General features: G+C 67.7%; 23 protein-coding genes. 5 read left to right on the forward strand and 18 right to left on the reverse strand.

Annotated features, from left to right (window positions below; translation table 11 throughout):
- Positions 1-70: 70 nt before the first annotated feature.
- From ACE37B_RS16735 to ACE37B_RS16770, 8 genes are read right to left on the reverse strand one after another with little or no spacing between them, the layout of a single operon-like run.
- The gene (locus ACE37B_RS16735; protein ID WP_409924474.1) at positions 71-805 is read right to left on the reverse strand and encodes a sulfite exporter TauE/SafE family protein; all 735 of its coding nucleotides are present in this window, start codon (positions 803-805) and stop codon (positions 71-73) included.
- The gene (locus tag ACE37B_RS16740; protein ID WP_409924475.1) at positions 805-2,205 is read right to left on the reverse strand and encodes an amidohydrolase family protein; all 1,401 of its coding nucleotides are present in this window, start codon (positions 2,203-2,205) and stop codon (positions 805-807) included. Before ACE37B_RS16740 ends, ACE37B_RS16735 begins: the two co-directional genes overlap by 1 nt.
- On the reverse strand, positions 2,198-3,328 hold the full coding sequence (locus ACE37B_RS16745; protein ID WP_409924476.1) for a methyltransferase: 1,131 nt from the start codon (positions 3,326-3,328) through the stop codon (positions 2,198-2,200). Before ACE37B_RS16745 ends, ACE37B_RS16740 begins: the two co-directional genes overlap by 8 nt.
- The gene (locus ACE37B_RS16750) at positions 3,328-4,365 is read right to left on the reverse strand and encodes a zinc-binding dehydrogenase (protein WP_409924477.1); all 1,038 of its coding nucleotides are present in this window, start codon (positions 4,363-4,365) and stop codon (positions 3,328-3,330) included. Before ACE37B_RS16750 ends, ACE37B_RS16745 begins: the two co-directional genes overlap by 1 nt.
- A gap of 11 nt (positions 4,366-4,376) precedes the next feature.
- Entirely contained in the window at positions 4,377-5,438 is a 1,062-nt protein-coding gene (locus ACE37B_RS16755) for an aldo/keto reductase (protein ID WP_409924478.1), read from the reverse strand.
- A gap of 5 nt (positions 5,439-5,443) precedes the next feature.
- On the reverse strand, positions 5,444-6,781 hold the full coding sequence (locus ACE37B_RS16760) for an amidohydrolase family protein (RefSeq protein ID WP_409924479.1): 1,338 nt from the start codon (positions 6,779-6,781) through the stop codon (positions 5,444-5,446).
- Positions 6,782-6,825: 44 nt separating this feature from the next.
- On the reverse strand, positions 6,826-7,440 hold the full coding sequence (locus ACE37B_RS16765; RefSeq protein ID WP_409924480.1) for an HD domain-containing protein: 615 nt from the start codon (positions 7,438-7,440) through the stop codon (positions 6,826-6,828).
- Positions 7,441-7,490: 50 nt separating this feature from the next.
- Positions 7,491-8,657 (reverse strand): mandelate racemase/muconate lactonizing enzyme family protein, encoded by a 1,167-nt coding sequence (locus tag ACE37B_RS16770; protein WP_409924481.1) that lies wholly within the window; start codon positions 8,655-8,657, stop codon positions 7,491-7,493.
- Positions 8,658-8,725: 68 nt separating this feature from the next.
- On the opposite strand from ACE37B_RS16770, the gene ACE37B_RS16775 reads away from it, so the two are divergent.
- Positions 8,726-9,181, forward strand: a complete 456-nt coding sequence (locus tag ACE37B_RS16775; protein ID WP_409924482.1) for a VOC family protein — start codon at positions 8,726-8,728, stop codon at positions 9,179-9,181.
- 11 nt (positions 9,182-9,192) lie between these two features.
- On the opposite strand, the gene ACE37B_RS16780 is transcribed toward ACE37B_RS16775, so the two are convergent.
- The 10 genes from ACE37B_RS16780 to ACE37B_RS16825 all read right to left on the reverse strand — a co-directional run bounded on the left by ACE37B_RS16780 (position 9,193) and on the right by ACE37B_RS16825 (position 20,932).
- On the reverse strand, positions 9,193-10,134 hold the full coding sequence (locus tag ACE37B_RS16780) for an ABC transporter permease (RefSeq protein ID WP_409924483.1): 942 nt from the start codon (positions 10,132-10,134) through the stop codon (positions 9,193-9,195).
- Entirely contained in the window at positions 10,131-11,354 is a 1,224-nt protein-coding gene (locus ACE37B_RS16785; RefSeq protein WP_409924484.1) for an ABC transporter permease, read from the reverse strand. Before ACE37B_RS16785 ends, ACE37B_RS16780 begins: the two co-directional genes overlap by 4 nt.
- Positions 11,351-12,970, reverse strand: a complete 1,620-nt coding sequence (locus ACE37B_RS16790; RefSeq protein WP_409924485.1) for an ABC transporter ATP-binding protein — start codon at positions 12,968-12,970, stop codon at positions 11,351-11,353. Before ACE37B_RS16790 ends, ACE37B_RS16785 begins: the two co-directional genes overlap by 4 nt.
- Positions 12,963-14,180 carry a BMP family protein gene (locus tag ACE37B_RS16795; RefSeq protein WP_409924486.1) on the reverse strand — a complete coding sequence of 406 codons (1,218 nt, stop codon included), beginning with the start codon at positions 14,178-14,180 and terminating at the stop codon, positions 12,963-12,965. The genes ACE37B_RS16790 and ACE37B_RS16795 overlap by 8 nt, the downstream gene beginning before the upstream one ends.
- A gap of 78 nt (positions 14,181-14,258) precedes the next feature.
- Positions 14,259-15,434, reverse strand: a complete 1,176-nt coding sequence (locus ACE37B_RS16800; RefSeq protein ID WP_409924487.1) for an aromatic ring-hydroxylating oxygenase subunit alpha — start codon at positions 15,432-15,434, stop codon at positions 14,259-14,261.
- Between the two features lie 65 nt (positions 15,435-15,499).
- Positions 15,500-17,059, reverse strand: a complete 1,560-nt coding sequence (locus ACE37B_RS16805) for a hydantoinase B/oxoprolinase family protein (RefSeq protein ID WP_409924488.1) — start codon at positions 17,057-17,059, stop codon at positions 15,500-15,502.
- Positions 17,056-19,140 carry a hydantoinase/oxoprolinase family protein gene (locus tag ACE37B_RS16810; RefSeq protein ID WP_409924489.1) on the reverse strand — a complete coding sequence of 695 codons (2,085 nt, stop codon included), beginning with the start codon at positions 19,138-19,140 and terminating at the stop codon, positions 17,056-17,058. The genes ACE37B_RS16805 and ACE37B_RS16810 overlap by 4 nt, the downstream gene beginning before the upstream one ends.
- Positions 19,137-19,580, reverse strand: coding sequence for a cupin domain-containing protein (locus ACE37B_RS16815; protein WP_409924490.1), 444 nt, complete (start codon positions 19,578-19,580; stop codon positions 19,137-19,139). Before ACE37B_RS16815 ends, ACE37B_RS16810 begins: the two co-directional genes overlap by 4 nt.
- Complete coding sequence (locus ACE37B_RS16820; protein ID WP_409924491.1) at positions 19,577-20,095, reverse strand: VOC family protein; 519 nt, start codon at positions 20,093-20,095, stop codon at positions 19,577-19,579. The genes ACE37B_RS16815 and ACE37B_RS16820 overlap by 4 nt, the downstream gene beginning before the upstream one ends.
- Before the next feature lie 102 nt (positions 20,096-20,197).
- Positions 20,198-20,932: a FadR/GntR family transcriptional regulator gene (locus ACE37B_RS16825; protein ID WP_409924492.1), complete on the reverse strand. Its 735-nt coding sequence runs from the start codon at positions 20,930-20,932 to the stop codon at positions 20,198-20,200.
- Positions 20,933-21,084: 152 nt separating this feature from the next.
- Between ACE37B_RS16825 and ACE37B_RS16830 the strand changes: the two genes are divergently transcribed.
- Genes ACE37B_RS16830 through ACE37B_RS16845 form a run of 4 tightly spaced genes read left to right on the forward strand, consistent with a single transcriptional unit; the run spans position 21,085 to position 23,260 of the window.
- Positions 21,085-21,576 (forward strand): VOC family protein, encoded by a 492-nt coding sequence (locus tag ACE37B_RS16830; RefSeq protein WP_409924493.1) that lies wholly within the window; start codon positions 21,085-21,087, stop codon positions 21,574-21,576.
- Between the two features lies 1 nt (position 21,577).
- Positions 21,578-22,069: a VOC family protein gene (locus tag ACE37B_RS16835; RefSeq protein WP_409924494.1), complete on the forward strand. Its 492-nt coding sequence runs from the start codon at positions 21,578-21,580 to the stop codon at positions 22,067-22,069.
- Positions 22,070-22,073: 4 nt separating this feature from the next.
- Positions 22,074-22,499, forward strand: a complete 426-nt coding sequence (locus ACE37B_RS16840; RefSeq protein ID WP_409924495.1) for a nuclear transport factor 2 family protein — start codon at positions 22,074-22,076, stop codon at positions 22,497-22,499.
- Positions 22,496-23,260, forward strand: a complete 765-nt coding sequence (locus ACE37B_RS16845) for an HpcH/HpaI aldolase family protein (RefSeq protein WP_409924496.1) — start codon at positions 22,496-22,498, stop codon at positions 23,258-23,260. The genes ACE37B_RS16840 and ACE37B_RS16845 overlap by 4 nt, the downstream gene beginning before the upstream one ends.
- The last annotated feature ends 10 nt before the right edge of the window (positions 23,261-23,270 follow it).

Here is a 23,270-nt window from a genome sequence, read left to right on the forward strand (position 1 = left end):
GCCGCCGACGCGCTGGCGAATCCCCCGATTCTGCCGAGGGCAGAACTCGCGTCTCACCCGGCGTCGCGTGTCACCAGATGCCGATGAGGCGGCCTGCCAGGTACAGGGCGGCGCCGACCATGAAGATACGCACCAGTCGCTCGCCACCCTTCACGGCGAGCTTGGCACCGAACCAGCCACCGGCGAGGAAACCGGCCGCGAGCACCAGCGCCGGCAGCCACACGACGTTGCCCTGGGCGATGAACACCGGCAGGGCGAAGCAGGTGACGACGAGGTTGATCAACACCTTGACGCTGTTCGCCGTGACGAGGTCGAAACCGGCACGCGTGAGCGCGGCGAGCAACACCAACCCCACGCCTGCCTGGAAGGCGCCGCCGTAGAGCCCGATGCACAAGAACACCGCGATCGTCACGCCCCGCGGCCACGGCTCGGCGTCGAGCGCGGGCTTCGGCTTGAAGATCGTGAGGATGATCACCGGGATGAGCAGGAACCCGAAGATCGTCTCGAACGTCTCGTCGGCGATCTGGCTGATGCCGAACGAGCCGACGAGCGAGCCGATCACGGTCGGCACGAGGATCGGCCGAACGCCGGTGAGTCCGTCGACGCCCGACTGCCGGAACGACGCGACGGCCGAACCGCTCGCGGCGAGCACGCCGACCCGGTTCGAGCCGTTCGCCTCGTTGCCGGGTACGCCGGCGAGCACGAGCAGCGGCACGGTCAGCGCCGAGCCGCCACCCGCCATCGTGTTGATCACGCCTGCTGCCGTCCCGCCGACGACGAGCAGCACGGCCTCCCAGAACGTCATCAGACGATCGGGAACTTGGCTTTGTCCGGCAACCCGGACCGGGCGACGATCGCCTCACCGCGTCGCTGCGCCTCGCGCCAGAGTGCGGACTCGTCGATCGTCGTCATACGGCCGTCTTCCACCACGACGCGGCCGTCGACCACCACGGTGTGGACACCGCGGCCATCGGCCGACCAGACCAGCTGGTTGATCACGTTGAGCAACGGCCGCCACTCGGGGCGGTCGGTGTCGTGGAGCACTGCGTCGGCGCGCTTGCCGACCTCGAGCGACCCGATCTCGTCCTCGAGGCCGATCGCCTTGGCGCCGCCGATCGTCGCCATCTCATAGGCCTTCTCGGCAGGGAACATCTGCGGATCGATGCGGCCGTCCTTGAACAGACCGGCGACGAGATACGTCGCGCGCATCAGATCCGAGTAGTTCGAGGCGTTGTTGCCGTCGGTGCCGATGGTGACGTTGACCCCACGCTGGACCATCTCGGGCATCTTGCCGATCTGGGTCACGCCATAACTCACCTTGAGCGCCGTCGTCGGGCAGTGCGCGACCGACAGTCCGTGCCCACCCATGATGTCGATCTCGCGGTCGTCGACGTGGACGCAATGCGTGATCGCGCAGTCGTCGCGCAAGATGCCGAGTTCCTCGAGGTGCACCATCGGACGCTGCCCGAACTCGGCGATGAAGCCGTCGGGGTCGACCTTCGCAGGCGACATGTGGAAACTCACGCCGACGTCGTGTTCGTCCGCGAGCTCACGCGTCGCCTTCCACAGCGGGTCGGACGCGGTGGTGTGGCCGACCACGGTCGCCCACGCACCGATGCGTCCGTCGGCCGCGGTGCGGTACTTGGTGAGCTGATCCTGCATCCGAGCGATCGCTTCGTCGGTCGTCTGCTTGTAGACGTCGGGCTCCGGCGGCAGGTCCCAGATCCAGGACCCGACCTTGCCCCGGATCCCCACTTCGGCGAGACCGTCGATCACCTCGTCGAGGAAGAGGATCGTGCCCGCCTCGAGGAAGCTGGTGGTGCCGCTGCGGAGCATCTCGGTGGCGGCGAGCTGGGCCGAACACCGCTCGTCGCCGGCGTTGTGCACTGCGTACAGGTTGGTCAACCACACGAACACGTTCTCCTCGAACGGGGTGTCGTCGGGAACGTACCCGCGGGTGAGGGGCTCGCCGGTGATGTGGATGTGCGTGTTCACCATGCCCGGAGTGAGCACGAAACGATCCCCACCGACACGGCGCACCGGGGCGTACCGCTGCGACAGATCGACGGTCTTGCCGACGTCGACGATGCGGCCGTCGTGCACGGCGATCGACCCGCGGTGGATGATGTCACGGGTCGCGTTCATCGTGACGACGTACCAGGCGTCGATCATCAGATCGACGGGGGTGGGCTGCATCTCAGACATCGGGGGTGGTCCTTTCGACAGGGGAGACGGGTTTGGCGGTGACGGGTGTGACGGCGACGGGTTTGGTGGCGACGAAGACCTGTTGGTATCCGATCGGCTCGATCAGGCGGACTGCTTCGAATCCGGCGGCGGTGAGCCACTCGCTCACCTGGCCGGCCGTGAACGTCGAGCCGACCCGGGTGCTCGCCATCATCGTCACGCCCATCATCAGCGAGTGGGTGGCGACGGAGCGTGCGTCGTCGACGAAGTAGTCGCCGAGCACGACGCGCCCGCCCGGCCTCAGCGCGTCGAAGGCGCGACCGATCAGGTGCCGGCTCCCGTCGACGCCTTCGGTGCGACAGATGTGACCGAGCACGACGAGGTCGTAGCCCGCTGGCTCGATGTCGATCTCGTGGAAGTCACCGGGCCGGAACTCGCACCGGCCGTCGAGCTCGCGTTCGGCGACCTTGCGACGGGCCACGTCGATCACGCCGTCGAGGTCGTTGACGACAGCGGTGGCGGTCGGGTTCGCGTCCAGCACGGCGATCGCCCACGGCGCACCTCCGGCACCGAGGTCGAGCACCCGCGGCGCGTCGAGTGCGCTGTAGCGGAGTTGCAGGTCGGCGCGTTGCGCACACCGGTTGATCGTCGTGAACGTCCCCTCGACGAGCGGCACGTAGAAGCTCGCCGGGTCGTTCTCGATCGGATCCGACGGCATCCCGTTGCGCACCGTCTCGGTCAGCGACGTCCAGTTCGACAGCGGCCCCGGCGACACCGGGATCAGCGCCGCCATCGACGCCGGCGACGACGACACCAGGTAGCGACGGGCCGTGTCGTTGAGTTCGAAACGGCCACGATGCTTGTCGAGCAGGCCGAGGGCGAGCACTCCTTCGAGCAGCGTCGCCAGATGCGTCGGTGACGCACCGATCCGCTCGGCGAGCGCGTCCGACGTCGACGGACCCATCTCGTCGAGCACGTCGAACACGTCGAGCTCGATCGCCGACACGAGCACGTGGAAGCGGCCGAAGCCTTCGATCACGTCCCACACCGGCGCGGCGACCGGCGGCTTGTAGTCGGTGAACGGTCGGCCCTTGCGGGCCATCGAGTGCGTCTTCTTCAGTTCGGGGTAGGCCGAGTCGACCATCAGGTCTGGGGCCGCAACACGAGTTTGCCGAACACGTCGTTGGCGAGCATCTGCTCCTGGGCCTCGGCGGCGTCGGCGAGGGCGAACTCCCGCTCGATCGGCACGACGAAGTCGCCCGAGCAGAACGTCTCCCACGCCGGTCCGAACTCCTCGGGACGATAGGCATCGGAGCCCAGGATCGAGGCCCGCTGATGGAACATGAACCCGAGGCTCGGGACCGCGGCAGCGTCGCCCGACGTGTTGCCACACGAGACCAGTCGACCGCCGATCCCCAACGAGAACAGCGACGGCGCGAACAAGGCCGCACCGACGTGATCGAGCACGACGTCGACGCCGGCACCGGAGGTGACCTCGCGGGCCCAGCCGGTCACGTCGCCCGTCCGGTTGTTGAGCACGTGGTCGGCGCCGAGTTCGACCGCCCGCTCGAGCTTGGCCTCCGAACCGGCTGTCGCCAGCACGGTCGCCCCCGCCGCTTTGGCGAGCTGGATCGCGGCGACCGACACCCCGCTGCCAGCGGCGTGGATCATCACGGTCTCCCCCGCCACCAACTTGCCGACGTCGAACATCGCGTGCGACGCCGTCAGGTACGCGGTCGGGAAGGTCGCCGCGTGTTCGATCGGCATCGAGGCGGGCACGCGGTACACGTGCGACGCCGGGACGACGCACAACTCCGCATACCCACCGTCGGCGGTCGCTCCGAGGACGCCGAGCGCGCCGTACAGATCGCCCCGACCGGCATGCACCGATCGGTCGTCGACCCCGGCGAGCGACGGGTCGACGACGACTCGATCGCCGACGGCCGACTGTGCGGGATCGACGGCGTCACCGACCGCCACGACGGTGCCGGCGATGTCCATGCCGGCGATGTGAGGCAGGGTGAACCCGTCGAGCGCGAACCACCCGTTGCGCTGCACGACGTCGAGACGGTTCAGCGAACACGCCTCCACGCGTACGACGACGTCGACGGGGCCGGGCTCGGGATCGGCGACGTCGACGTACTCCAGTACCTCGCTGCCTCCGGTTTCGGTGTATCGCATGGCTTTCATGTTCAGCTCCTGTCTTCGGGGGACGAGTCGGGCGACCGGACCGGCGACCCGACAGGTCGTCGACGCTGGTCGGTCGCCAGGGACGGGGGTGTCCAGCCGCGGTCGGCGGGATTGATGTCGGTGCCCGGCGCCACGACCAGGTCGATCGCGTCGAGCGTGTCGGTGTCGAGGCGAAGGTCGCCGGCGCGGAGCAGGTCGTCGAGTTGTTCCTCGGTGCGTGGTCCGATCAACGCGCTCGTGACGCCGGGATGCTCGACCGCCCAGGCGAGCGCGAGTTCGGTCAGCGTGATCCCTGCCGTGTCGGCGATCTGCGCGAGCCGTTCGACGGCGTCGAGCTTCGTCTCGTTCGAACCGTCGAAGTGGTCGGGCTTGTTGACGGCACGCGAGTCGGCCGGCGGCGGGGTATCGCGACGGTACTTGCCGGTGAGCCAGCCTCCGGACAGCGGGCTCCAGGCCAGTACGCCCATGCCGTTGCGGCGGCATACCGGCAACACGTCGCGCTCGATCCCCCGACACAGGATCGAATAGGGAGGCTGCTCGGTGTGGGGCCCGGCGACGCTGCGCCGGTCGGCGGCGCGCCACGTCTCGACCAGTTCCTCCGCCGGGAACGTCGAGGTCCCCCACGCCAGGATCTTGCCGGCCCGAACGAGGTCGGTCAGCGCGTCCACCGTCTCGACGATGTCCGTCGACGGGTCGGGACGATGCACTTGATACAGATCGATCCGGTCGGTGCGCAGGCGGCGCAGACTGTCGTCGACCGCCTGGGTGATCCAGCGCCGCGAGTTCCCTCGCCGGTTCGGATCGTCACCCATCGGGTTGTGAAACTTCGTCGCCACCACCACCTCGTCGCGACGGCCGTGCAGCGCGGCCCCGACGATCTCCTCGCTCTCACCGAGGGCGTACATGTCGGCAGTGTCGACGAGGTTGATCCCGGCATCGAGCGCCTTGTGGATGATCCGGGCACAGGCATCGTGGTCCTGGTTGCCCCACGCACCCAACACCATCGTGCCGAGTCCGAGACGTGAGACCTTCACGCCGGTCCGGCCGAGCGTTCGCAATTCCATCCCGTTCAACTCCCATCGATTTCCGGCCAGATCGGCCGCTTGTCGACGCCGGCGCAAGCCAGCAGCGATCCCTGACGTCGCGCGGCTTCGGCGGCCAGGTCCACGACGTCGATCGTGGTGACCCGACCGTCGGCGACCACTTGGCGTCCGGCGACGAACACGTCGCGCACGCTGCGGCCGTCGGTCCCCCAGACCAACTGCAGACCGACGTCGCCGCGCGGTGTCCAGCCCGGCGTGTCGGTGCGATGGATGACCAGATCGGCCTGCTTGCCCACCTCGATCGACCCGATGCGGTCACCCATTCCGATCGCACGGGCGCCGTCGATGGTCGCCAACGCGAACACCTCGTGGGCCCCGAATCGGGTGGGATCGATCCGCGTGTCGCGTGCGAGACCGGCCGCGAGCGCAGCCGTCCGCAAGATGTCCATCGCGTCGCCCGCGTTCGTGGCATCACAACCGAGCGCGACGCGTCCGCCGCGCTCGACGATCTCGGCGTGGCGACCGTGTCCGCACACACCCTGCCCGAGTCGTAGGTACGCCCATGGGCAGTAGGCGATCGACGTCGAGGTGTCGAGCACGAGGTCGACCTCGGCGTCGTCGAGCCATACGCCGTGCGAGATCAGCAGGTGGTCGCCGAGCACACCGAGATCGCCGAGGTGTACCAGCGGACGCTTCCCGGTGCGTTCGAGGTAGCGCTCGGGGTCCGATGACGTCGGCGACATGTGCATCGTGAGGCCCGTGCCGTGGCGTCGAGCGAGGTCGGCCGCACCGGCGAGCAGGGCGTCGGAGGCCAGGTCGTGTCCGACCAACGTGACCCAGCCGTCGACGAGATCGTCCGCTGCGAACTGTTCGACGACGGCGCGTTGACGATCGAGCACCTCGTCGGCCGGTGCGGCGAACGGCCCTTGCTCGATGTCCCAGCCCCACACGCCGAGCGTCGAGCGGATGCCGACCTCGCGCAACGACTCGGCCACCGCCGACGCGTGGGCGACCGTGCCGGCCTCGACGACCGTCGTGACACCGTTGGTCAGTGCTTCGACCGCCGACAGCGCCGCGGCGACTCGGTCGTCGTCGGGCGTGTGCGCGCCGTGTACGGGTACCGACCACTCGAAGATCGACGCGCCGGGTGGCAGCAGATCGGGAATGCAACTGCGGATCAGCGGATCGCCGGTCAGATGTTGATGCGCGTCGATCATCCCGGGCGTGACGACACACCCCGTGGCGTCGACGACGCGCGCGTCCGGATGCCGGGCGTCGAGGTCCGAGGTCGACCCGACCTCGACGATCGCACCACCGGCGACGACGACCGAACCACCGACCAGCACCTCGCGGCGAGCGTTCATCGTGACGACATCGCCACCACGGACGATCAGTTTCCCCTCTGGCATCAGCTGCGCCGCGGCGTGCGGCTGAACACCTCACGCACGAGCGGTTCGAAGTGCTCGAGCGGCTCGGTGTCGTAGTCGGGGTCGAACGCCGTCTCGTCCCACACGTCGGCGAAGCGTTCGGCCATCGCATAGTGCGAGTGGCCCAGATGGCGGCGCCGCAGCTCGGGATCCATTCCGATCCGTCCGTAGTAGTGACGGCCTTGGAAGTCCTGGTGGTATTTCACGACCCAGTACGCCTCGTCGCTCACCCACGGGCGCAACATCTCGGCGGCGATCGCCGGATGGTTCATGTTCGAGAACGTCTTGCCGACGTCATGGCACAACGACGCGACGATCATGTCGACATCGGCGCCGTCGCGCTCGGCACGCGTCGCGGTCTGCAGACAGTGCTGCAGTTGGCTCACGGCGAAGCCCTGGTGCAGTTCGTCCATCGAACGCAACAAGGCGAGCATGCGGTCGGGAACGCGGCGCAGGTCCTCGTCGAGGTGGCCTTCGACGTAGCTCATGTACTCGGCAGAGAACGTCGACATGCTCGGGCCGATCTCGCCATCGAACCCGGCGGCGCCGGCCGATTCGTCGATCATGTTCGCCGGTGTGGTACTCGTCTCGCTCATGGTTCCGTCCTGATGAATGCTCTGATGGATGCTCTGGTGGATGGCCTGGCTCATCGGTCGCCGACGAAGCGGTCGGGGAGACCGCCCGTGGTCCCAGCGACGCGGGCCGCTGGCGGTTCGTACGGGTGGGCGGCCGCTGCGGCCTCGTCGACGGCGACACCGAGCCCGTCGGTCGCCGGAATCGCAAGGCGCCCGTCGACGATCGTCTCGGGTCCGAACGCTGCCCCTGAACCGAACGTGTTCCAGACGTCGACGAGGGTCGGGGGATACTCGATCAGGCGGATCGATGGCACCGTGGCCGCGAGGTGCAAGTTCGCTGCCAGCGACACCGGCCCGGAACAGACATGAGGCACGACCCGCACCCCGAACGAGACCGCTGCCTCGGCCATGCGTCGAGCCTCGGAGATCCCGCCAGCGGTCGAGGCATCGGGCTGCAACACGTCGAGTTGGCGGCGACGCATCGCCTCGATCGCCTCGTGGAGGCCGAAGAGATGCTCGCCATAGGCCACGGGTATCGGGGAGTGTTCCACCAGCGCTTCGATCCCGGCGCGCTCGAACTGCGGCAACGGCTCCTCGATCCATTGGACATCGAACTCGACCAGGGCGGCGGCGAGCATCCGAGCGGTCGGCAGCGTGTAGGTCTCGCTGGCGTCGACCATCACCTCGACGTCGTCGCCGAGCGCACGACGAAGGTCGCGCAGCGTGTCGAGATCGGCACGCCACTCGGGTCCGGTGCGGACCTTCACCTTGCGGATGCCCCGGTCGAGCAACGGCGTGAGGATCGCGAGGTGGTGCTCCACCGGACCCTCTTCGAGGAACGCCGAGGAGGCGTACACCTCGACGTCGTCGCGGACCCGGCCGATCATCGAACTGATCGATCGACCCGTCGATCGGCCGAGCAGATCCCACAGCGCGATCTCGACCGCTGAGCGAGCCTGGGCACTGACCCACGAGTCACCGAGACGACGGCGGGTGAACAGTCGAACACGGTCGATCAGCGGGTCGACCGCAACCAGGTCCTCGCCGACGAGCAACGGCGCGAACACGTCGGTGACCACGGTCGCCAACACCGAGGAGTACGAACAGCCGTAGCTGTCGCACGCTTCACCCCATCCGATCTGCCCATCGTCGGTCGTCACTTTGACGAAGAGGAACGACATGCGTTCGCGATCGGTGCCGACGCTGCACGCGACCGGCTCGATCGACGCGACCCTCATGCAGCGCCTCCACACACCAGTTCGCCGACTCCATGAGCCGTCCGACACCAGTTCGGTACGATCGGCACATGCCTGCCACTCCGAACTCGCTGCTGACCCACATCGCATTGCCCGTCCGTGACCTCTCCGCGACGCTTGCGTTCTACGAGAAGTACACGACGCTCGCGGTCATCCACGAGCGATTCGACGACGAAACGCAGATGCGCACAGCGTGGCTGGCCAACGAACGCGACCGCACGGTCGACGAAGCGGCCCGCTTCGTCATCGTGCTGATCGAGGGCAAACTGCCGACGAACATCACCGGCGACATCGAAGAGTCGTACGGGTTCCTCACCTCGATCAGCCACCTCGGACTCTCGCTCGAGACTCGCGAGGAGGTCGACGCGATCGCCGAGATGGCTCGCGAGGAGGGCTGCCTGCTGCTCGGCCCGATGTACCGCAACGAGGTGGTCGGCTACATCTGCATCGTCACCGACCCCGACGGCAACAACCTCGAGTTCTCCGTCGAACAGGTCCTCGGCTGAGCGCGCCACCGCTACTTCAACCCTCGGATGAACGGTTGCGCCAAGGCATTCGGCGAACGAACGCGTGACGCGAACACCGCCATCACCACGATGGTCACCACGAAGGGCAGCGACGCCAGGAGATCGCCGTTGAGTTCGTAACCCAGAGCCGGCAGCGACAATCGGAACGAGAGCACCGCACCGAACAACACGCAGCCCGCGATCGTGCCACGCAGCGTCCAACCGCCGAAGATCACCGCGATCAGCGCGATGAAACCGCGCCCGCCGACGATGGAGTCCTCGAACTGCCCGACCGCTGCGAGCACGAGGTACGTGCCCCCGATGCCGGACGTGATGCCGGCGACGTAGATCCCCTGGCGGCGACGCAGGTTGACGTCGATGCCCGACACGTCGGCCGACTGCGGGTTCTCGCCCGCGGAGCGCAACTCCAACCCCCAACGAGTACGGAACACGATCCACCAGCAGACCGGCACGACGAGATAGATCAGGTAGAACAACCACGCCCGGTCGAACAGTGCGGTCCCGACGAGCGGCAGATCGGACAGCAACGGAATCGCGATGGTCGAGGACTTGCTCGATGTGAACGTCAGTTCGGACGCAAGGAAGCTCGCCAGGCCGAGCACCAAGATGTTGAGCGTGAGTCCGACGACGAACTGGTTCGCCACGAGACGATGACTCATCTGCGCCTGCACCAGCGCCACCATCAGACTCGCCGACACGCCGACCAATAGCGCGACGACCTGATTGCCACCGGATCGGTCATAGCCCACGGCAGCCGCGAACGCTGCGGCCAGGAACATCGCTTCGATCGAGATGTTGAGCGTCCCGGACTTCTCCGCAACCCACTCCCCCGACGCACCGAACGCGAGGAACACCGCGAACGTGAACGCGTTGATGTAGGCCGCCTCGGAAGTGAGCACGTCGAAGATCGCCGTCACGGCGTCGACGATCACGTCGCCGCTCCCGCTGCCGACTGTTGACGACGACGCTGACGCAAGAACAACAGCGCCGGCGGAATGAGCAACGCGAGCACCAACAAACCCTGGACCACGTCGGTCACCCGTCGTTCCACCCCGGTCGCGGCCAAGAACCCGGAGCCGGTCCGCAGACAAGCGAACACCACGGCGACGACGATCGCCGCCGACACCCGTTGGCGAGCGACCAACGCCACCAGCAGGCCCGTCCAGCCGATCGACGCCGGGAAGCCGGGAACGAGGGTGTAATTGCCGAAGTCGCCGCCGGCCAGCATGACGGCACCGGCGAGACCGGCGAACGCTCCCGACGCGACGAGCGCAGCGCCGCCATACTTCGGCGCAGCGACACCGGCGCGGTGGGCAGTGCGCGGGTTCTGACCGAGCATCTGGAGTCGGAATCCCCACACCGTCCGGGCCAGCACGAACGCCAGCGCGGCGGCGATCACCAGCGCCAGAAAGAGCGACGTGGGGAACTCGTTGCCGAACCAGGTGATGCGAGGCAGTCGGGTGTCGGGCGCCAGTTGCTCGGAGATCTGCTGGCGGTTCGCCCGACCTTCGCTCGGCGCCAACAGGAGCCACTGGTTCTTGAGTCCATAGCCGACCAACTGAGTACCGACCGTGACCAGCAGGAGCGTGCTCAACACCTCGGGAACGCTTCGGCCGTACTTCAACGCTGCCGCGATGCCCGCCCAGACCGCGCCGCCGACGACACCGGCGACGAGCAACGCAACCAGCACGAGCGGCCCGGGTCCGGCGAGTTCGGCCCCGACGTAGGCAGCGAATGCGGCGCCGAGGAACACCTGGCCTTCTTGGCCGATGTTGACCAGACCCGCCCGGTTGGAGACGATCGTGCCGAGCGCGACGAGCAGCAGTGGCACGGCGACGCCGATCGACGAACCGATGCGACCGGGCCCGCGAAGGCTGCCGTCGAGCAGCGCGGAGAACACTTCGGTCGCTGATCCGCCGGTGGCCTCCACCAGGATCGCGGACAGCGCGAGCGCCGAGGCGATACAGACCGCGTAGAGGCTGAACGTCTCGCTGACCGACCCGAGCTTCGCGAGCTTGGCGCCGACGCGTCGACCCGACGTGGCCGTCGCTTCGCCGGGTTCCGGAGCGGGGGAGGTCGTCGGAGAGGTCGGCTCGGCCGGTGTCGTGTCGGGCGCCGCTGGCGTGCCGTCGGACTCGATCTCGGTGGTCATGCCGCCTGCCCTCCCATCAGCAATCCGATCCGATCGAGATCGGCGTCGTTGCGGTCCATCTCCCCGATGATCCGGCCATCGGAGATGACCACGATCCGGTGGGCGAGATCGAGGATCTCCTCGAGCTCGCTCGAGATCAGCAACACCCCGACGCCGCTCTCAGCGACGCGGCGGAGCCGATCGGTCATGTATTCGATCGCGCCGACGTCGAGTCCACGGGTCGGCTGCGCGGCCACCAGCACCGTCGGCTCACGGGACAGTTCACGTGCGAGCACGACGCGCTGCTGGTTACCACCCGACAGCGACGAGAGTGGCGCGTCCGGCCCGGAGCACGAGATCTCGAAGTCGTCGATCAGGTGTTGTGCGCGCCCGCGCAATGCGCCGACGTCGATGACTCCCCAACGGCTCGATTCGTGCAGGTCGACGAGCGCGAGGTTCTCGGCGATCGACATGTCGAGCACGACGCCGGAGTCGTGTCGGTCTTCCGGAATCACGCCGACACCGGCACGCGCCATCGCCCCGGCTCGGCCGGCAGCGACGACGTCACCGTCGACGCGCACCGCGCCACCGTCGATCGCCAGGAGGCTCGACAGCACGTCGGCCAGTGGACGCTGACCGTTGCCGTCGACGCCGGCGACCCCGACGATCTCACCCGCCCGCACGTGCAGATTCAGGTCGTCGAGCAACGCACGCCCGTCACGGGTGCGCACCGAAACCGACTCGAGTTCGAGCACGATCGGCGTGGTCTCGTGCTCGTTGTCGGGCACCTCGGTCCCGTCCAGGCTCACGTCGACGACGCCGAGCGCCACGCGTTCGGAGCGCAACGACACGTTGCGACCCACCATGGCAGCGGCGAGCGCTGACGCAGTGGTCCGTGCCGTGACGACCTCGTCGACGACGACGCCTTGACGCATGATCGTCACCTCGTCGGTCGCTCGGAGGATCTCGTCGAGCTTGTGACTGACCAGCGCGACCGCGCGACCTTCGTCGTGGACGACCTGGCGCAGCGTCTCGAAGAGTTGCTCACTCTCGGCCGGAGTGAGGACCGACGTCGGCTCGTCGAAGATCAGGATCGACGGATCTCGACGAAGACACTTGATGATCTCGACACGCTGACGCATACCGACTGGCAGATCGCCGACCACGGCGTCGGGATCGATGTCGAGTCCGTACCGCTCGGAGATCTCCCCGACTCTGGTCCGCACATCGGCGGGCCGGAGCTTTCCGGAGTCACCCAACGCGACGTTCTCCCACACGCGGAGAGGTTCGACCAGGCTGAAGTGTTGATGGACCATGCCGATGCCGTGCCGAGCAGCCGCCGTCGGATCCGAGAGATGCGTGCGTTCGCCACCGATGAAGATCGAGCCCGAGTCGGGTGCGACCAGGCCGATCATGATCTTCATCAACGTCGACTTGCCCGCACCGTTCTCCCCCAGCACCCCGTGGATTCGACCCCGATGGAGTTCGAGGTCGACGCCGGCGCACGCCCGGACGGCGCCGTAGGTCTTGGAGACGCCGTGCAACGAGATCGCCGGCGTCCGCAGGGCGGCGTCCGGACCCGAGGGCCCGGACGCCGCACCGACGTGCGTCAACGATGTGGCGTCGTCATCAGCCACCGAACGCCTCTCCGGCGATCCGCCCGAATTCACCGTCGAGTTCACCGCTCGCCACCAGGTCGTAGGCCGCCTGGAGTTCGGCTTCCTGCTCCGGCGTAGCGTTGCAGATCCGCGCACCGGCAACGTCGGGTTCCTCGCCCGGCGAGTACACGATGATGTCGCCTTCGCTGGCCGACCCGTCGAGGATCTGCGGGAAGATCTCCCGGACGTAGTCGCCACCGTCGAAGCGCACGGCGATGTCCCACGAGAGGTCACCGTCACGGGTGCACACGTCGGACGCACCGGCACTCAACACGATCTGGCCGCCCGCGTTGGCGAGCTGCACGACGGGTTCGTGAGCGCCACCGAGGTACGGGTAGATGGCGTCGGCGCCCTCGGCGACGGCGTTCTCGTAGGCGGCCGAGGCGTTCTGGATGTTGTCGAAGTCGAACGGGAAGTCGCCCGACGGCACGTACGTGAACGTCAGCGCCTCGTCGACGGCCTTCAGGCCGAGCTCGTAGGCCAGGTAGTGCTGGATCTCGAAGCCGAGGTCGCAGCAGCCGATGAACGACACGGCGTCACCGCCGCTGTCGCGCAGGAGGATGCCGGTCGCGACGCCGGCGGTGTAGGCGATGCCGGCTCCGTTGTCCTGGCTCTGCAGGTAGAACTCCGACTCCGGGAAACCGGCGCCGCAGTTGCAGTACCAGAAGATGTCGCTGAACTGCTCGGCGAGATCCGGCATCGGCTCGGCGATCTCGCTGGCACCGACGATCATGATGTCGATCGGCTGCTGCGCGAGGTTGGCGAGCTCCGTCGCTGCGTCGGCGGCCTGGATGTTGTCGACGACGATGACCTCGCCCCAGCCGTTCTCCTCGGAGAAGGCTTCCGCTGCGTCGACGACCGCCTGGTAATAGGCGCCGTCGTTGCGCGGACCGGCGGCGGCGATGCCGATGCGAATCTCTCCGTCACCATTCGCGTCCAACCCGGCTGGTTCCTCGGCGGGCTCCTCCGCTGGTTCCTCGGCGGGCTCGCCCGCTGGTTCCTCGGCGGGCTCCTCCGCTGGTTCCTCGGCGGGCTCGTCCGCTGGTTCCTCGGCGGGTGCCTCGGTCGCTGCCGGTTCGGCTTCGTCGTCGCTGCCGCACGCGGCAACGATGATCGAGAGCGCAGCGAGTCCGGCGATGGACCGCCGCAACCGTGAGCGGCGGGCTGGGTCATGTGTCGTGGTGAGCATGAGCTCGGTTCCTCCTCCTGAGTTGGTCCGATGGTCAGACCATTTACCGGATGTTAGTCACCCCAGATTTCCGGCGTGTTACGAGCGCGCAGCTTGTGCGCGATAGCGCTGCACGAGCCACCGGTTGAACCGCACGTGACTCTCCTCCTGCCACGAGTACCGCCCGCGAGGAGCAAAGCGCGAGCGCAGGCCCCGCTGGACTTTCGTGGTCGCATCCTGGTCCTGTTCGACGAACACCTGGACGCCGACGTCGGCGAGCTTCAGCTTGTACTCGAACAGCGGATCTTCGAGAGCCGACGGGTGAAAGATGTAGCCGATCTCGACGTCGATCGTCTCGGGGCCGGTCGGGCGGACGAGGAAGAAGAAGCACTGGTCGGGCGCCGTGCCGAAACACAGCGTCGGGGGGACCAACGCGAACGTCGAACGCGTCCGCTCCTCGTCGGTCAGCTTCGGGAACACCGGCATGATCGCCTGGTGCGTCGCGTTGAAGCCGCCGTCGATGTGCGTGTAGCCGCCGGCGCGGAAGATCACGTTCGAGTCATCGCTCCACTCGACGGGGAACTCACTGAGATCGCTCGGGCAGAAGTCCTGCACGTACTGATGGAGTCGGTTGGCGTGGTAGCCGTCGTTGAAGTTCTCGAACATCACCTTCCAGTTCCACGGCAGGTTCTCCAGCGTGAACGTGCCGGGACACACGGCGTCGGCGAGGTCGTAGTTCGCCAGAAACGGCTCGTAGTCGGTGAGCGTGGGCGCCAACGGCGCAGCGTCGACATCGAGGTTGACGAAGACGAACCCCTGCCACACCTCGACGGCGAAGGGCGGCAGGCCGAACTCCGACTTGTCGAAATCGGCGGTGCGCTCCATCGCCGGCGCTCCGAGCAACCGACCGTCGAGCGCGTAGTTCCAGTGGTGGTACGGACACTTGAACGTCGTGCCGTTGCCTTCGCCGTCGCACACCTGCATCGCACGGTGCTGACAGACGGCCGACATCGCACGGATCTCGCCAGCCTTGTCGCGCGTGACGATGATCGGCTCGTCGCAGATCGTGACGGTGAACCAGTCGCCGATGTTCGGGATCCGCTCGACGCGACCGACGCACAACCATTCGCGGGCGAACAGCGCCTCGCGCTCGACGTCGAGCACCTCCGGCGACGTGTACATCTCGGCGGGCATCGTCGCCGCATCGGAGACGTCGACGATCGACGACTCGAGTTGATCGAGCAACGACGGGGGGAGAGAGGCGGTCGGGGTCATGGTGTCGGCTCCTGCTGTGTGGGCTTCGCGATGAATCAGATGGCTATGCGTCAGATGGCGGCAAATCAGTTCGCGGCGCCGTAGCCGCCGCCACCGGGAAGATCGAGGCGGACGCTGTCGCCCGGCTGCAAGGTGATGCGTTCCTGCGTACGCACCGCTTCGCCGTTCACGCTGAACGCACCCGACGCACCCGGCTCGCCGCCGAATATCCCTTGCGGCGCCTCGGCGAGTCGACTGGTGACGGCGTTGAGCTGCCACTCGCGGGTCGTGTCGACCTCGAACTCGATCGTCTGGCCGAGCCCGCCGGTGTTGGCACCGGCGCCGCCCGATCCGGGCCGCAACGCCTTGGTCGTGAAACGGATCGGCGCCGACGCCTCGACCACCTCGATCGGGACCGCTGCCACGCCGGTCGGATACGAACACGCATCGAGACCGGGCTTGGTGGCCCGTCCGCCGACACCGCCGGCGTAGGTGAACATCGCCGTGATGAACGGGCTGCCGTCGTCGTGATTGCCACTGACCTGCATCGTCCACACGGCGCCCGACCCCTCGGCCATCGCTCCTTCGGGACGGACCTGGGCGAGCGCCTTGAGCAGTGCGTTGGGCAGGAACATCCCGACGACGTGGCGAGCGGTGCACGGCTGGGGCGACACGGCGTTGACGATCGAGCCTTCGGGAGCGATCATCTCGATCGGCGCGAGGCTGCCGTGGTTGTTCGGGATGTCGGGGCTCAGCACCGAGCGGACGGTGAAGGTCGTGTAGGCGTGGGTGTAGTTCCGCACGACGTTGATCCCCCACCGGCTGGCGTCGGCCGACCCGGTGTAGTCGACGGTGATCGTGCCGCTGTCGCTGTCGACGATCAGCGCGCACTTGATCTCGATCTCGCTGCCGTCGGCGAGGTCGAGCAGTGCTGACGACTCGTACCGGCCGGCGGGCAACTCGCGGATGCCCGCACGCGTGGCGGCTTCCGAGCGCTCGATGATCTCGTCGGCGAGCCCTTCGATGTCGTCGAGGTCGTGGCGCTCACACAGGGCGAGGAGCCGTTGGGCGCCGATCTGACCGGAGGCCATCTGCGCGTGCAGGTCGCCCGCCATGTGATCAGGCTGGCGCACGTTCGACAGGATGAACTTCCAGACGTCGTCGTTGCGCTCACCCGACTTCATCAGCTTGCAGATCGGGATCCACAGCCCTTCTTCGAACACGTCGCGGCCACCCGCCCCGATGCCGTACCCGCCGACGTCGGTGTGGTGGATCGTCGACCCGAACAGTGCGATCAGCCGACCGCCCTTCCACACCGGAACGAGCACGGTGACGTCGAGCAACTGCCCGGCGGTCTTGTACGGGTCGTTGGTGATGATGACATCACCTTCGACGAGCGAGTCGATCGGATACTCCTCGAGGATGTTGGCGACCGCCATCGCCAGGCTGTTGATGTGACCGGGCGTGCCGGTGACCGCCTGTGCGACCATGCGGCCGCGGCGATCGAACACCGCGTTGGCGAGGTCGCCTGCTTCTCGCACGATGGGGCTGAACGCGGAGCGCTGCAGCGCCTTGGCCTGTTCGTTGACGGTCGCGATCAGGCTCTGCCAACAGATCTCGAGTTCGATCGGGTCGAACGTGCTCATGAACGTGCTCCTCGTGTTGCGATCAGGCTGCCATCCGGGCCGACGATGACCGACCAGCCCGGACGGATCACTGCGGTGGTCTCTCGTTCTTCGACCACGGCCGGGCCCTCGAAGCTCGCTCCCGAGCCGAGGTCGGCGCGTCGGTACACCGGCGTGTCGATCGGTTCGAGCCCTCGGCCGAACACGATCGGGCGCCGACCCATCGGCGTGGCGCCCGAGCCGGTTGCCACGGGTTCGGGCTCGACGGGATCACCGTCGGCCGACACGGCGAGGCGCCACGTCACGATCTCGATCGCGACGTCGGGAATCGTGAGGCCGAAGATCCGCCGGTACTCGGTTTCGAACGCGTCGAGCACCGCCGCGTCGTCGGCCGGGAAGTCGTCGCCTTCGCCGATCCACACCGTCACCTCGTTGCCCTGCCCGGCGTAGCGAGCGTCGAGGCCGTAGCGGAACCGGACGGCCTCCGCGCTGCTGCCGGCTGCGGCGAGGACGCGGCGGCCCTCGTCGCGCAAGTCGTCGAGCAACGCGTCGCGTTCGGCCGGATCGATCGCGTCGAGACGGCGCGGCATCGACCGAGCGAGGTCGATACGCACCGGCGACACCAGGGTGCCGAACGCCGACAGCACGCTCGCATTGACCGGGAAGATCACCCGATCGGATTCGAGCAACTCGGCGACACCGCAGGCGTGCACGGGTCCGGCTCCACCGAACGCGAGCAACGACACGCCGCGCAGATCGACGCCCTGCTCGACGGCGTGCATGCGCGCCGCCGCCGCCATGTTCTGATTGACGATCTCGTGGATACCGGCGGCGACCGCCATCGCGTCGAGGCCGAGCCGCTCACCGAGGCCGGCCGCGGCGTCCGTCGCTGCGTCGGCGTCGAGCGGCATGTCGCCGCCGAGGAACGCGGCCGGGTCGAGCATGCCGAGCACGACGTCGGCGTCGGTGACGGCTGGCACCGTGCCACCTCGCCCATAGGAGGCCGGGCCCGGTTCTGCCCCTGCCGACTCTGGCCCGACCTTGAGCAGACCGAACTGGTCGGTCCAGGCGAGCGACCCGCCGCCGGCGCCGATCTCGACGAGGTCGACCGACGGCACCGACACCGGGAATCCGGAGCCCTTCTTGAACCGGTAGGCGCGCGCCACTTCGAACACGTTGGTGAGCTCGGGTTCACCCTCGTCGATCAGACACGCCTTCGCCGTGGTGCCGCCCATGTCGAAACACAACAGACGGTCTTCACCGAGTCGCTCCGCGAACCACTTGCCCGCCAGCGCACCGGCCGCCGGGCCGCTCTCGACCAGACGGATCGGCACTCGCGCCGCGTCGTCGGCCGACACGACACCCCCGTTGGAGAGCATCATCAGTACCGAGCCGCCGAACCCTTCGCCCGACAGCCACTTCTGCAGTTCGTCGAGGTACGGGCCGATGACCGGCATCGTCGCCGCGTTGCAGGCCGTGGTGACCATGCGTGGATACTCGCGGATCTGCGGTGAGACGTCGGCCGAGATGCACACCGGCACGCCCAACTCCCGCTCGATGTAGGCGGCCAGTGTTCGCTCGTTGGTCGCGTCGACGTAGGAGTTCAGCAGGCAGATGCCGACGGACTCGACCTCGAGCGCCCGCAACTGCTCGACGACCGCGGCCATCGCGTCGTCGCTCGGCGCCGCGAGCACCGCACCGGCGGCGCTCGTGCGCTCGACGATCTCGATCGTGCGGTCACGAGGGATCGGCGGGGCCGGGAACTCGATCTGCAGGTCGTACATGTCGTAGCGGTGCTCGTCGCGGATCAGCAAGGTGTCGCCGAATCCGGCGGTCGTCACGAGGCCGGCGCGACCCGTCTTGCCTTCGATGAGCGCGTTGGTGATCAGCGTCGTCGCGTGCACGATCGGCGCCGTGACGTCGGCGGGGCGTACGCCGGCTCGGGCGAGGAGTTGGCCGACACCCGTTCGCACGCCGTCGAGCGGGTTGGACGGCGTCGTCAGCGTCTTGTCGACGACGACGTCGCCGGTCGCCGCGTCGAGCAGGACGACATCGGTGAACGTGCCGCCGATGTCGACGGCGAGGCGCCAGTCCGCGCTCATGACTCGTCTCCAGAGAGTTCTCCGGAAAGACGGATGACCTCGGGCTCGGCCTGCGCATCGCGCAGGTCGTCACGCGGGGGCGAGAAGACGTCGAGGATCCAGCATTCGTCGTACTCGTCGTCGCCGACGAAGATCGAGTCGCCGTGCCAGATGCCGGTCGGCGCGAGATAGATCTCGCCGGCGCGAAGGACCTGGCGGGTGTCGTCGGCGACGTCCCCGATTCGGAAGTCGAGCGAACCACGCATGATGATGCCGAGCTGTTCGTGCGCGTCGTGCTGATGCATGTACGAGCCGGTGGCCCCGCCGGCGATGCGCCAGAAACAGAGCTGCAAGCGGTCGCCGGTGATCACACGTCGACGGAACCCGTCCCGAGTCGTCTCCTCGAAGGCGTCCTCTTCGAAGAAGTAGCAGTACTGGTTGGTCAGCTCATCGAGCTTCATTGCGAATCCTCCGAATTCGTGCCGGTCGCCGGTGCAGCGTGCGTCGTGGACACGAGGTCGCCCCCGTAGCGCGCCATGTCGCTCGCGATGTCCAGGCTTCTGATGATCGCCTGGTGTTCTTCGTCGCCCCAGAGGTGGGGCGGAGTCAGCCACATCACCTCGAACTCGATCCCGTCCGGATCCTTGGCGTACAAGCTCTTGTTGACACCGTGATCCGACATGCCGTGCAGCGCTCCGGCTGCTTGCAGACGGACGCGATGCGCTTCGAGGTCTTCCAGCGTCGACACCTCCCAGGCGAGGTGGTACAGCCCGACCTGGGCACGACCGGCGGTGCTCGGCCCGGCGTCGGGACCGATCGTGAAGCACGCCAGATCGTGGTGGTTGGACGAGCCGGGGGCCCGCATGAACACGTACCCGCCGGCCGGATCGGCGACGATCGTCTCGAAGCCGAGCACCTCTTCGTAGAACGCCTGTTGCCGGCGCGCATCGCGCACGTACAACACCGCGTGGTTCATCCCGGTGATCATGTGGTGAGCCCTTCGTTCGGTCTGATGGTCAGACCATAACGCACCCGGCGCGATCGCGCCACACGTCCGGCTCGAATCGAGCCGACGGGGTCAGACGAGTCGGTCGATGAGGCTGCGCTCGACGGCTTGCAGGTGCGCCACACCCTCACGCGCGGCCGCCTCGACGTCACCACAGGCAACCGCGCTGGCGAGCGCAGCGTGCTGGCGAGCGGCTTCGCTCACGATCACGCCGACCTCGCTGCGGTTCGCATCGTCGGACAGCATCGAATCGATGCCTTCCGAACGGAACAGCCGGGCCATGACCTTGCCGTACACCTCGACGAGCAGCGGGTTGCCGCACGCCGACGAGATGGCGGTGTGGAACGCACGATCGAGCTCGCGGAACGTCTCCAGGCTCATGTCGACGGAGAATCGAGCCGCGATCGTGCTGATCTCACAACGTTGTTCGTCGGTCGCCCGTTGCGTCGCGAGTTCGATGATCGGCACTTCCAGCAGACGACGGGTCTCGAACAGTTGACGGACGAACTCCTTGCGGTCGTCGACCGCGTCGAAGGAGACATCGGGCAGGCGCTCGGCGACGTAGGAACGATTGCCGCGCCGCACGATGACTCCCAGCGAGATGAGCCCCTGCATCGCCTCGCGCACCGACGTGCGAGCGACGCCGAACTGCTCGGACAGGTCGCGCTCGGACGGCACCTTGGCGCCTGGCTCGAGCCCGCCCGACGTGATGCGTTCGAGTAATTGGTCGCGGATCTGCGAGCTCAACGTCTCGCGGGTCATCGGCGCGAAGGCGGGGCTCTCGGTCGTGATGCTGTCGGTGGTCATTCCAGAGGTCATCCCAGAGGTCACTCGCTTTGGTCCGGCGGCCCGTTGGTCAGACCATCGACAAACTGTACCCCCTGTCGCCATACCGACTGGATGACCGGCCCGACAGGGTGCTACTGGTCTGACCATCAGACCTTTGCTACGGTATGCCCATGGCCTACCCGAACACCTTGATCTTCGTCGATTTCCCCTCCAGCGACCCGGAAGCGAGCGCCGAATTCTACGCCGCCGTGTTCGGGTGGGAGGTCGAGCCCAGACCAGCGGGGGTCTTCCACCGCATCGTGCCCGGCGACAGCTTCCAACTCGATGACGGCACCTCCGGACCCACCGGCAACCTGCACATGGGCATCCACAACGCCGCCAACGCCCGACCCCATCCCGATCCCGACGGCGTCGAGCCCCGCCACCTCGCCACCGATGGCCGAGCCACGCGCGTCTGGATCCTCGTGAGCGACGACGACTCGATGGATCGCATCCTCGGCGAAGCGAACGCACGAGGCGGCGAAGTCCTGTGGCGCGATCACTACTGGGCCGAGTTCAACGGGTTCAACTCGGCGTTCAAGGACCCGTGGGGCAACACGTTCGTCCTGTGGGGCAAGGCCGGCGAGAACCCGACGATCCCCGACGGCTGGACCGGTGAGTGACATGACCGCCATCGACGACTCCGCGTCGGCGACGCACAGCCTTCGCCCCACCACGGCGCGCTGGACCCACATCGCGCTGCGCGTCTCCGACATCGACGCCACGATCGCCTGGTACCAGGAGTTCACGACGCTCGAACTGCTCGACAAGCGCGAGGACGAGGACGGCTACGGCGCGTGGCTCGGCCACTCCGACGCCGGCGAGTTCCCCTTCGTGCTCGTGCTCGCACAGTTCTTCGAAGGACGCGACCCGTTCGCGCCGACACCGCTGGCCAAGATGGCGCCGTTCAACCACTTCGGCATCGAGCTGCCGAACAAGGCCGACGTCGACGAGATCGCGGCGCGCGGCGCAGCCGCCGGCTGCCTGGCGATGCCGGCGCGCCAGATGCCGGACCCGATCGGCTACATCTGCTTTCTCGAGGACCCCGACGGCAACCTCGTCGAGTTTTCCTTCGATCAGGGTGTGTACGAAAAGGTCCGGGAAGTCTGGGGCTGACGCCGTGAGCGACCCGGCGATCGAGGTGGCTCTCGCCTATCTGCGCGCCCTCGGAGGTGACGATCCGGACGCGGTCGCCGATCTCGTCTCGGTCGACTTCCGCAACGAGCACCACGCCGAACTCGGCAGCGGCTGCGTCGGCCAGGACGAGTACCGGCGTCGCCTTCCCGGCTTCTTCGCGACGTTCCCGAATCGTCGATACGAAGTGACCGAGACCGCCGTCGGAGCGCTCGTCGGCCCCCACGCCGACGGCTCGGAACGCGTCGAGGTGATCGTCCGCTACCGCTTCGGCGCCGACGCGGACGACGTGCGCATCGACATTCCCGGCGTGATGTGGATCAGCGTCGAGCACGGCGCCGTGGTGCGCCGCCTCGACACGTGGGATTCGCTGACCTACCTGCGCCAGACCGGTCAGGATCCGACGGCATGACCAAGAGCGCACGCCCGCGGTTGCGACAGGCGTGGGACGCAGGGCGCCCCGCGATCGGTGCGTGGCTGTCGAGCGACGCACCGATGAACGCCGAGGCGTTGAGCGACCTCGACGTCGACTACATCGCCGTCGACCTCCAGCACGGTGTCGTCGACTATGCAGGCGCGGTCCGCGTGTTCCAGTCGCTGCAGGCGGCCGAGGCGACGCTCGTGTGCCGCGTGCCCTGGAACGAACCGGGCATCATCGGCAAGGTGCTCGACGCGGGAGCGATGGGCGTGATCGTGCCGATGGTCAACACCGCAGACGACGCGCGACGTGCGGTCGCAGCATGCCGCTATGCACCCGACGGCGCGCGCAGTTTCGGTCCGATCCGGGCTCGGCGCCTGTTCGGGGCCGACTACGCCGAACGCGCCAACGACGAGATCGCCTGCATCCCGATGATCGAGACCGCCGAGGCACTCGGCAACCTCGACGACATCCTCGACGTGCCCGGCATCGATGCCGCCTACGTCGGCCCGGCCGACCTGAGCCTGACCCTGGGCCTGCCGCCGCGCAGCGACCACGCCGATCCGCGCTTCGTCGACGCGCTTGCAACGGTCCGTGCGGCGTGCGAGGCCCGCGGCATCGTCGCCGGCATCCACGCCGTGCCGGGCCTCGGCAGCAAGCGCCTGAGCGAAGGGTTCCGGATGGTCACGGTCACGTCCGACCTGACCGCGCTCGCCGCCGGCGCAGCAGCCGACGTCGCCGCCGCCCGCCCCTGACCCGTATCGG

Origin of the sequence: Ilumatobacter sp. (assembly GCF_046290335.1) — a bacterium.
In the GTDB taxonomy this organism is placed as follows: Bacteria; Actinomycetota; Acidimicrobiia; order Acidimicrobiales; family Ilumatobacteraceae; genus Ilumatobacter_A.

Coding starts and splice junctions, on each gene's coding strand:
- ACE37B_RS16735 (WP_409924474.1), bottom strand. CDS start 805: ATGACGTTCTGGGAGGCCGTGCTGCTCGTCGTCGGCGGGACGGCAGCA.
- ACE37B_RS16740 (WP_409924475.1), bottom strand. CDS start 2,205: ATGTCTGAGATGCAGCCCACCCCCGTCGATCTGATGATCGACGCCTGG.
- ACE37B_RS16745 (WP_409924476.1), bottom strand. CDS start 3,328: ATGGTCGACTCGGCCTACCCCGAACTGAAGAAGACGCACTCGATGGCC.
- ACE37B_RS16750 (WP_409924477.1), bottom strand. CDS start 4,365: ATGCGATACACCGAAACCGGAGGCAGCGAGGTACTGGAGTACGTCGAC.
- ACE37B_RS16755 (WP_409924478.1), bottom strand. CDS start 5,438: ATGGAATTGCGAACGCTCGGCCGGACCGGCGTGAAGGTCTCACGTCTC.
- ACE37B_RS16760 (WP_409924479.1), bottom strand. CDS start 6,781: ATGAACGCTCGCCGCGAGGTGCTGGTCGGTGGTTCGGTCGTCGTCGCC.
- ACE37B_RS16765 (WP_409924480.1), bottom strand. CDS start 7,440: ATGAGCGAGACGAGTACCACACCGGCGAACATGATCGACGAATCGGCC.
- ACE37B_RS16770 (WP_409924481.1), bottom strand. CDS start 8,657: ATGAGGGTCGCGTCGATCGAGCCGGTCGCGTGCAGCGTCGGCACCGAT.
- ACE37B_RS16775 (WP_409924482.1), top strand. CDS start 8,726: ATGCCTGCCACTCCGAACTCGCTGCTGACCCACATCGCATTGCCCGTC.
- ACE37B_RS16785 (WP_409924484.1), bottom strand. CDS start 11,354: ATGACCACCGAGATCGAGTCCGACGGCACGCCAGCGGCGCCCGACACG.
- ACE37B_RS16795 (WP_409924486.1), bottom strand. CDS start 14,180: ATGCTCACCACGACACATGACCCAGCCCGCCGCTCACGGTTGCGGCGG.
- ACE37B_RS16800 (WP_409924487.1), bottom strand. CDS start 15,434: ATGACCCCGACCGCCTCTCTCCCCCCGTCGTTGCTCGATCAACTCGAG.
- ACE37B_RS16805 (WP_409924488.1), bottom strand. CDS start 17,059: ATGAGCACGTTCGACCCGATCGAACTCGAGATCTGTTGGCAGAGCCTG.
- ACE37B_RS16810 (WP_409924489.1), bottom strand. CDS start 19,140: ATGAGCGCGGACTGGCGCCTCGCCGTCGACATCGGCGGCACGTTCACC.
- ACE37B_RS16815 (WP_409924490.1), bottom strand. CDS start 19,580: ATGAAGCTCGATGAGCTGACCAACCAGTACTGCTACTTCTTCGAAGAG.
- ACE37B_RS16820 (WP_409924491.1), bottom strand. CDS start 20,095: ATGAACCACGCGGTGTTGTACGTGCGCGATGCGCGCCGGCAACAGGCG.
- ACE37B_RS16825 (WP_409924492.1), bottom strand. CDS start 20,932: ATGACCACCGACAGCATCACGACCGAGAGCCCCGCCTTCGCGCCGATG.
- ACE37B_RS16830 (WP_409924493.1), top strand. CDS start 21,085: ATGGCCTACCCGAACACCTTGATCTTCGTCGATTTCCCCTCCAGCGAC.
- ACE37B_RS16835 (WP_409924494.1), top strand. CDS start 21,578: ATGACCGCCATCGACGACTCCGCGTCGGCGACGCACAGCCTTCGCCCC.
- ACE37B_RS16845 (WP_409924496.1), top strand. CDS start 22,496: ATGACCAAGAGCGCACGCCCGCGGTTGCGACAGGCGTGGGACGCAGGG.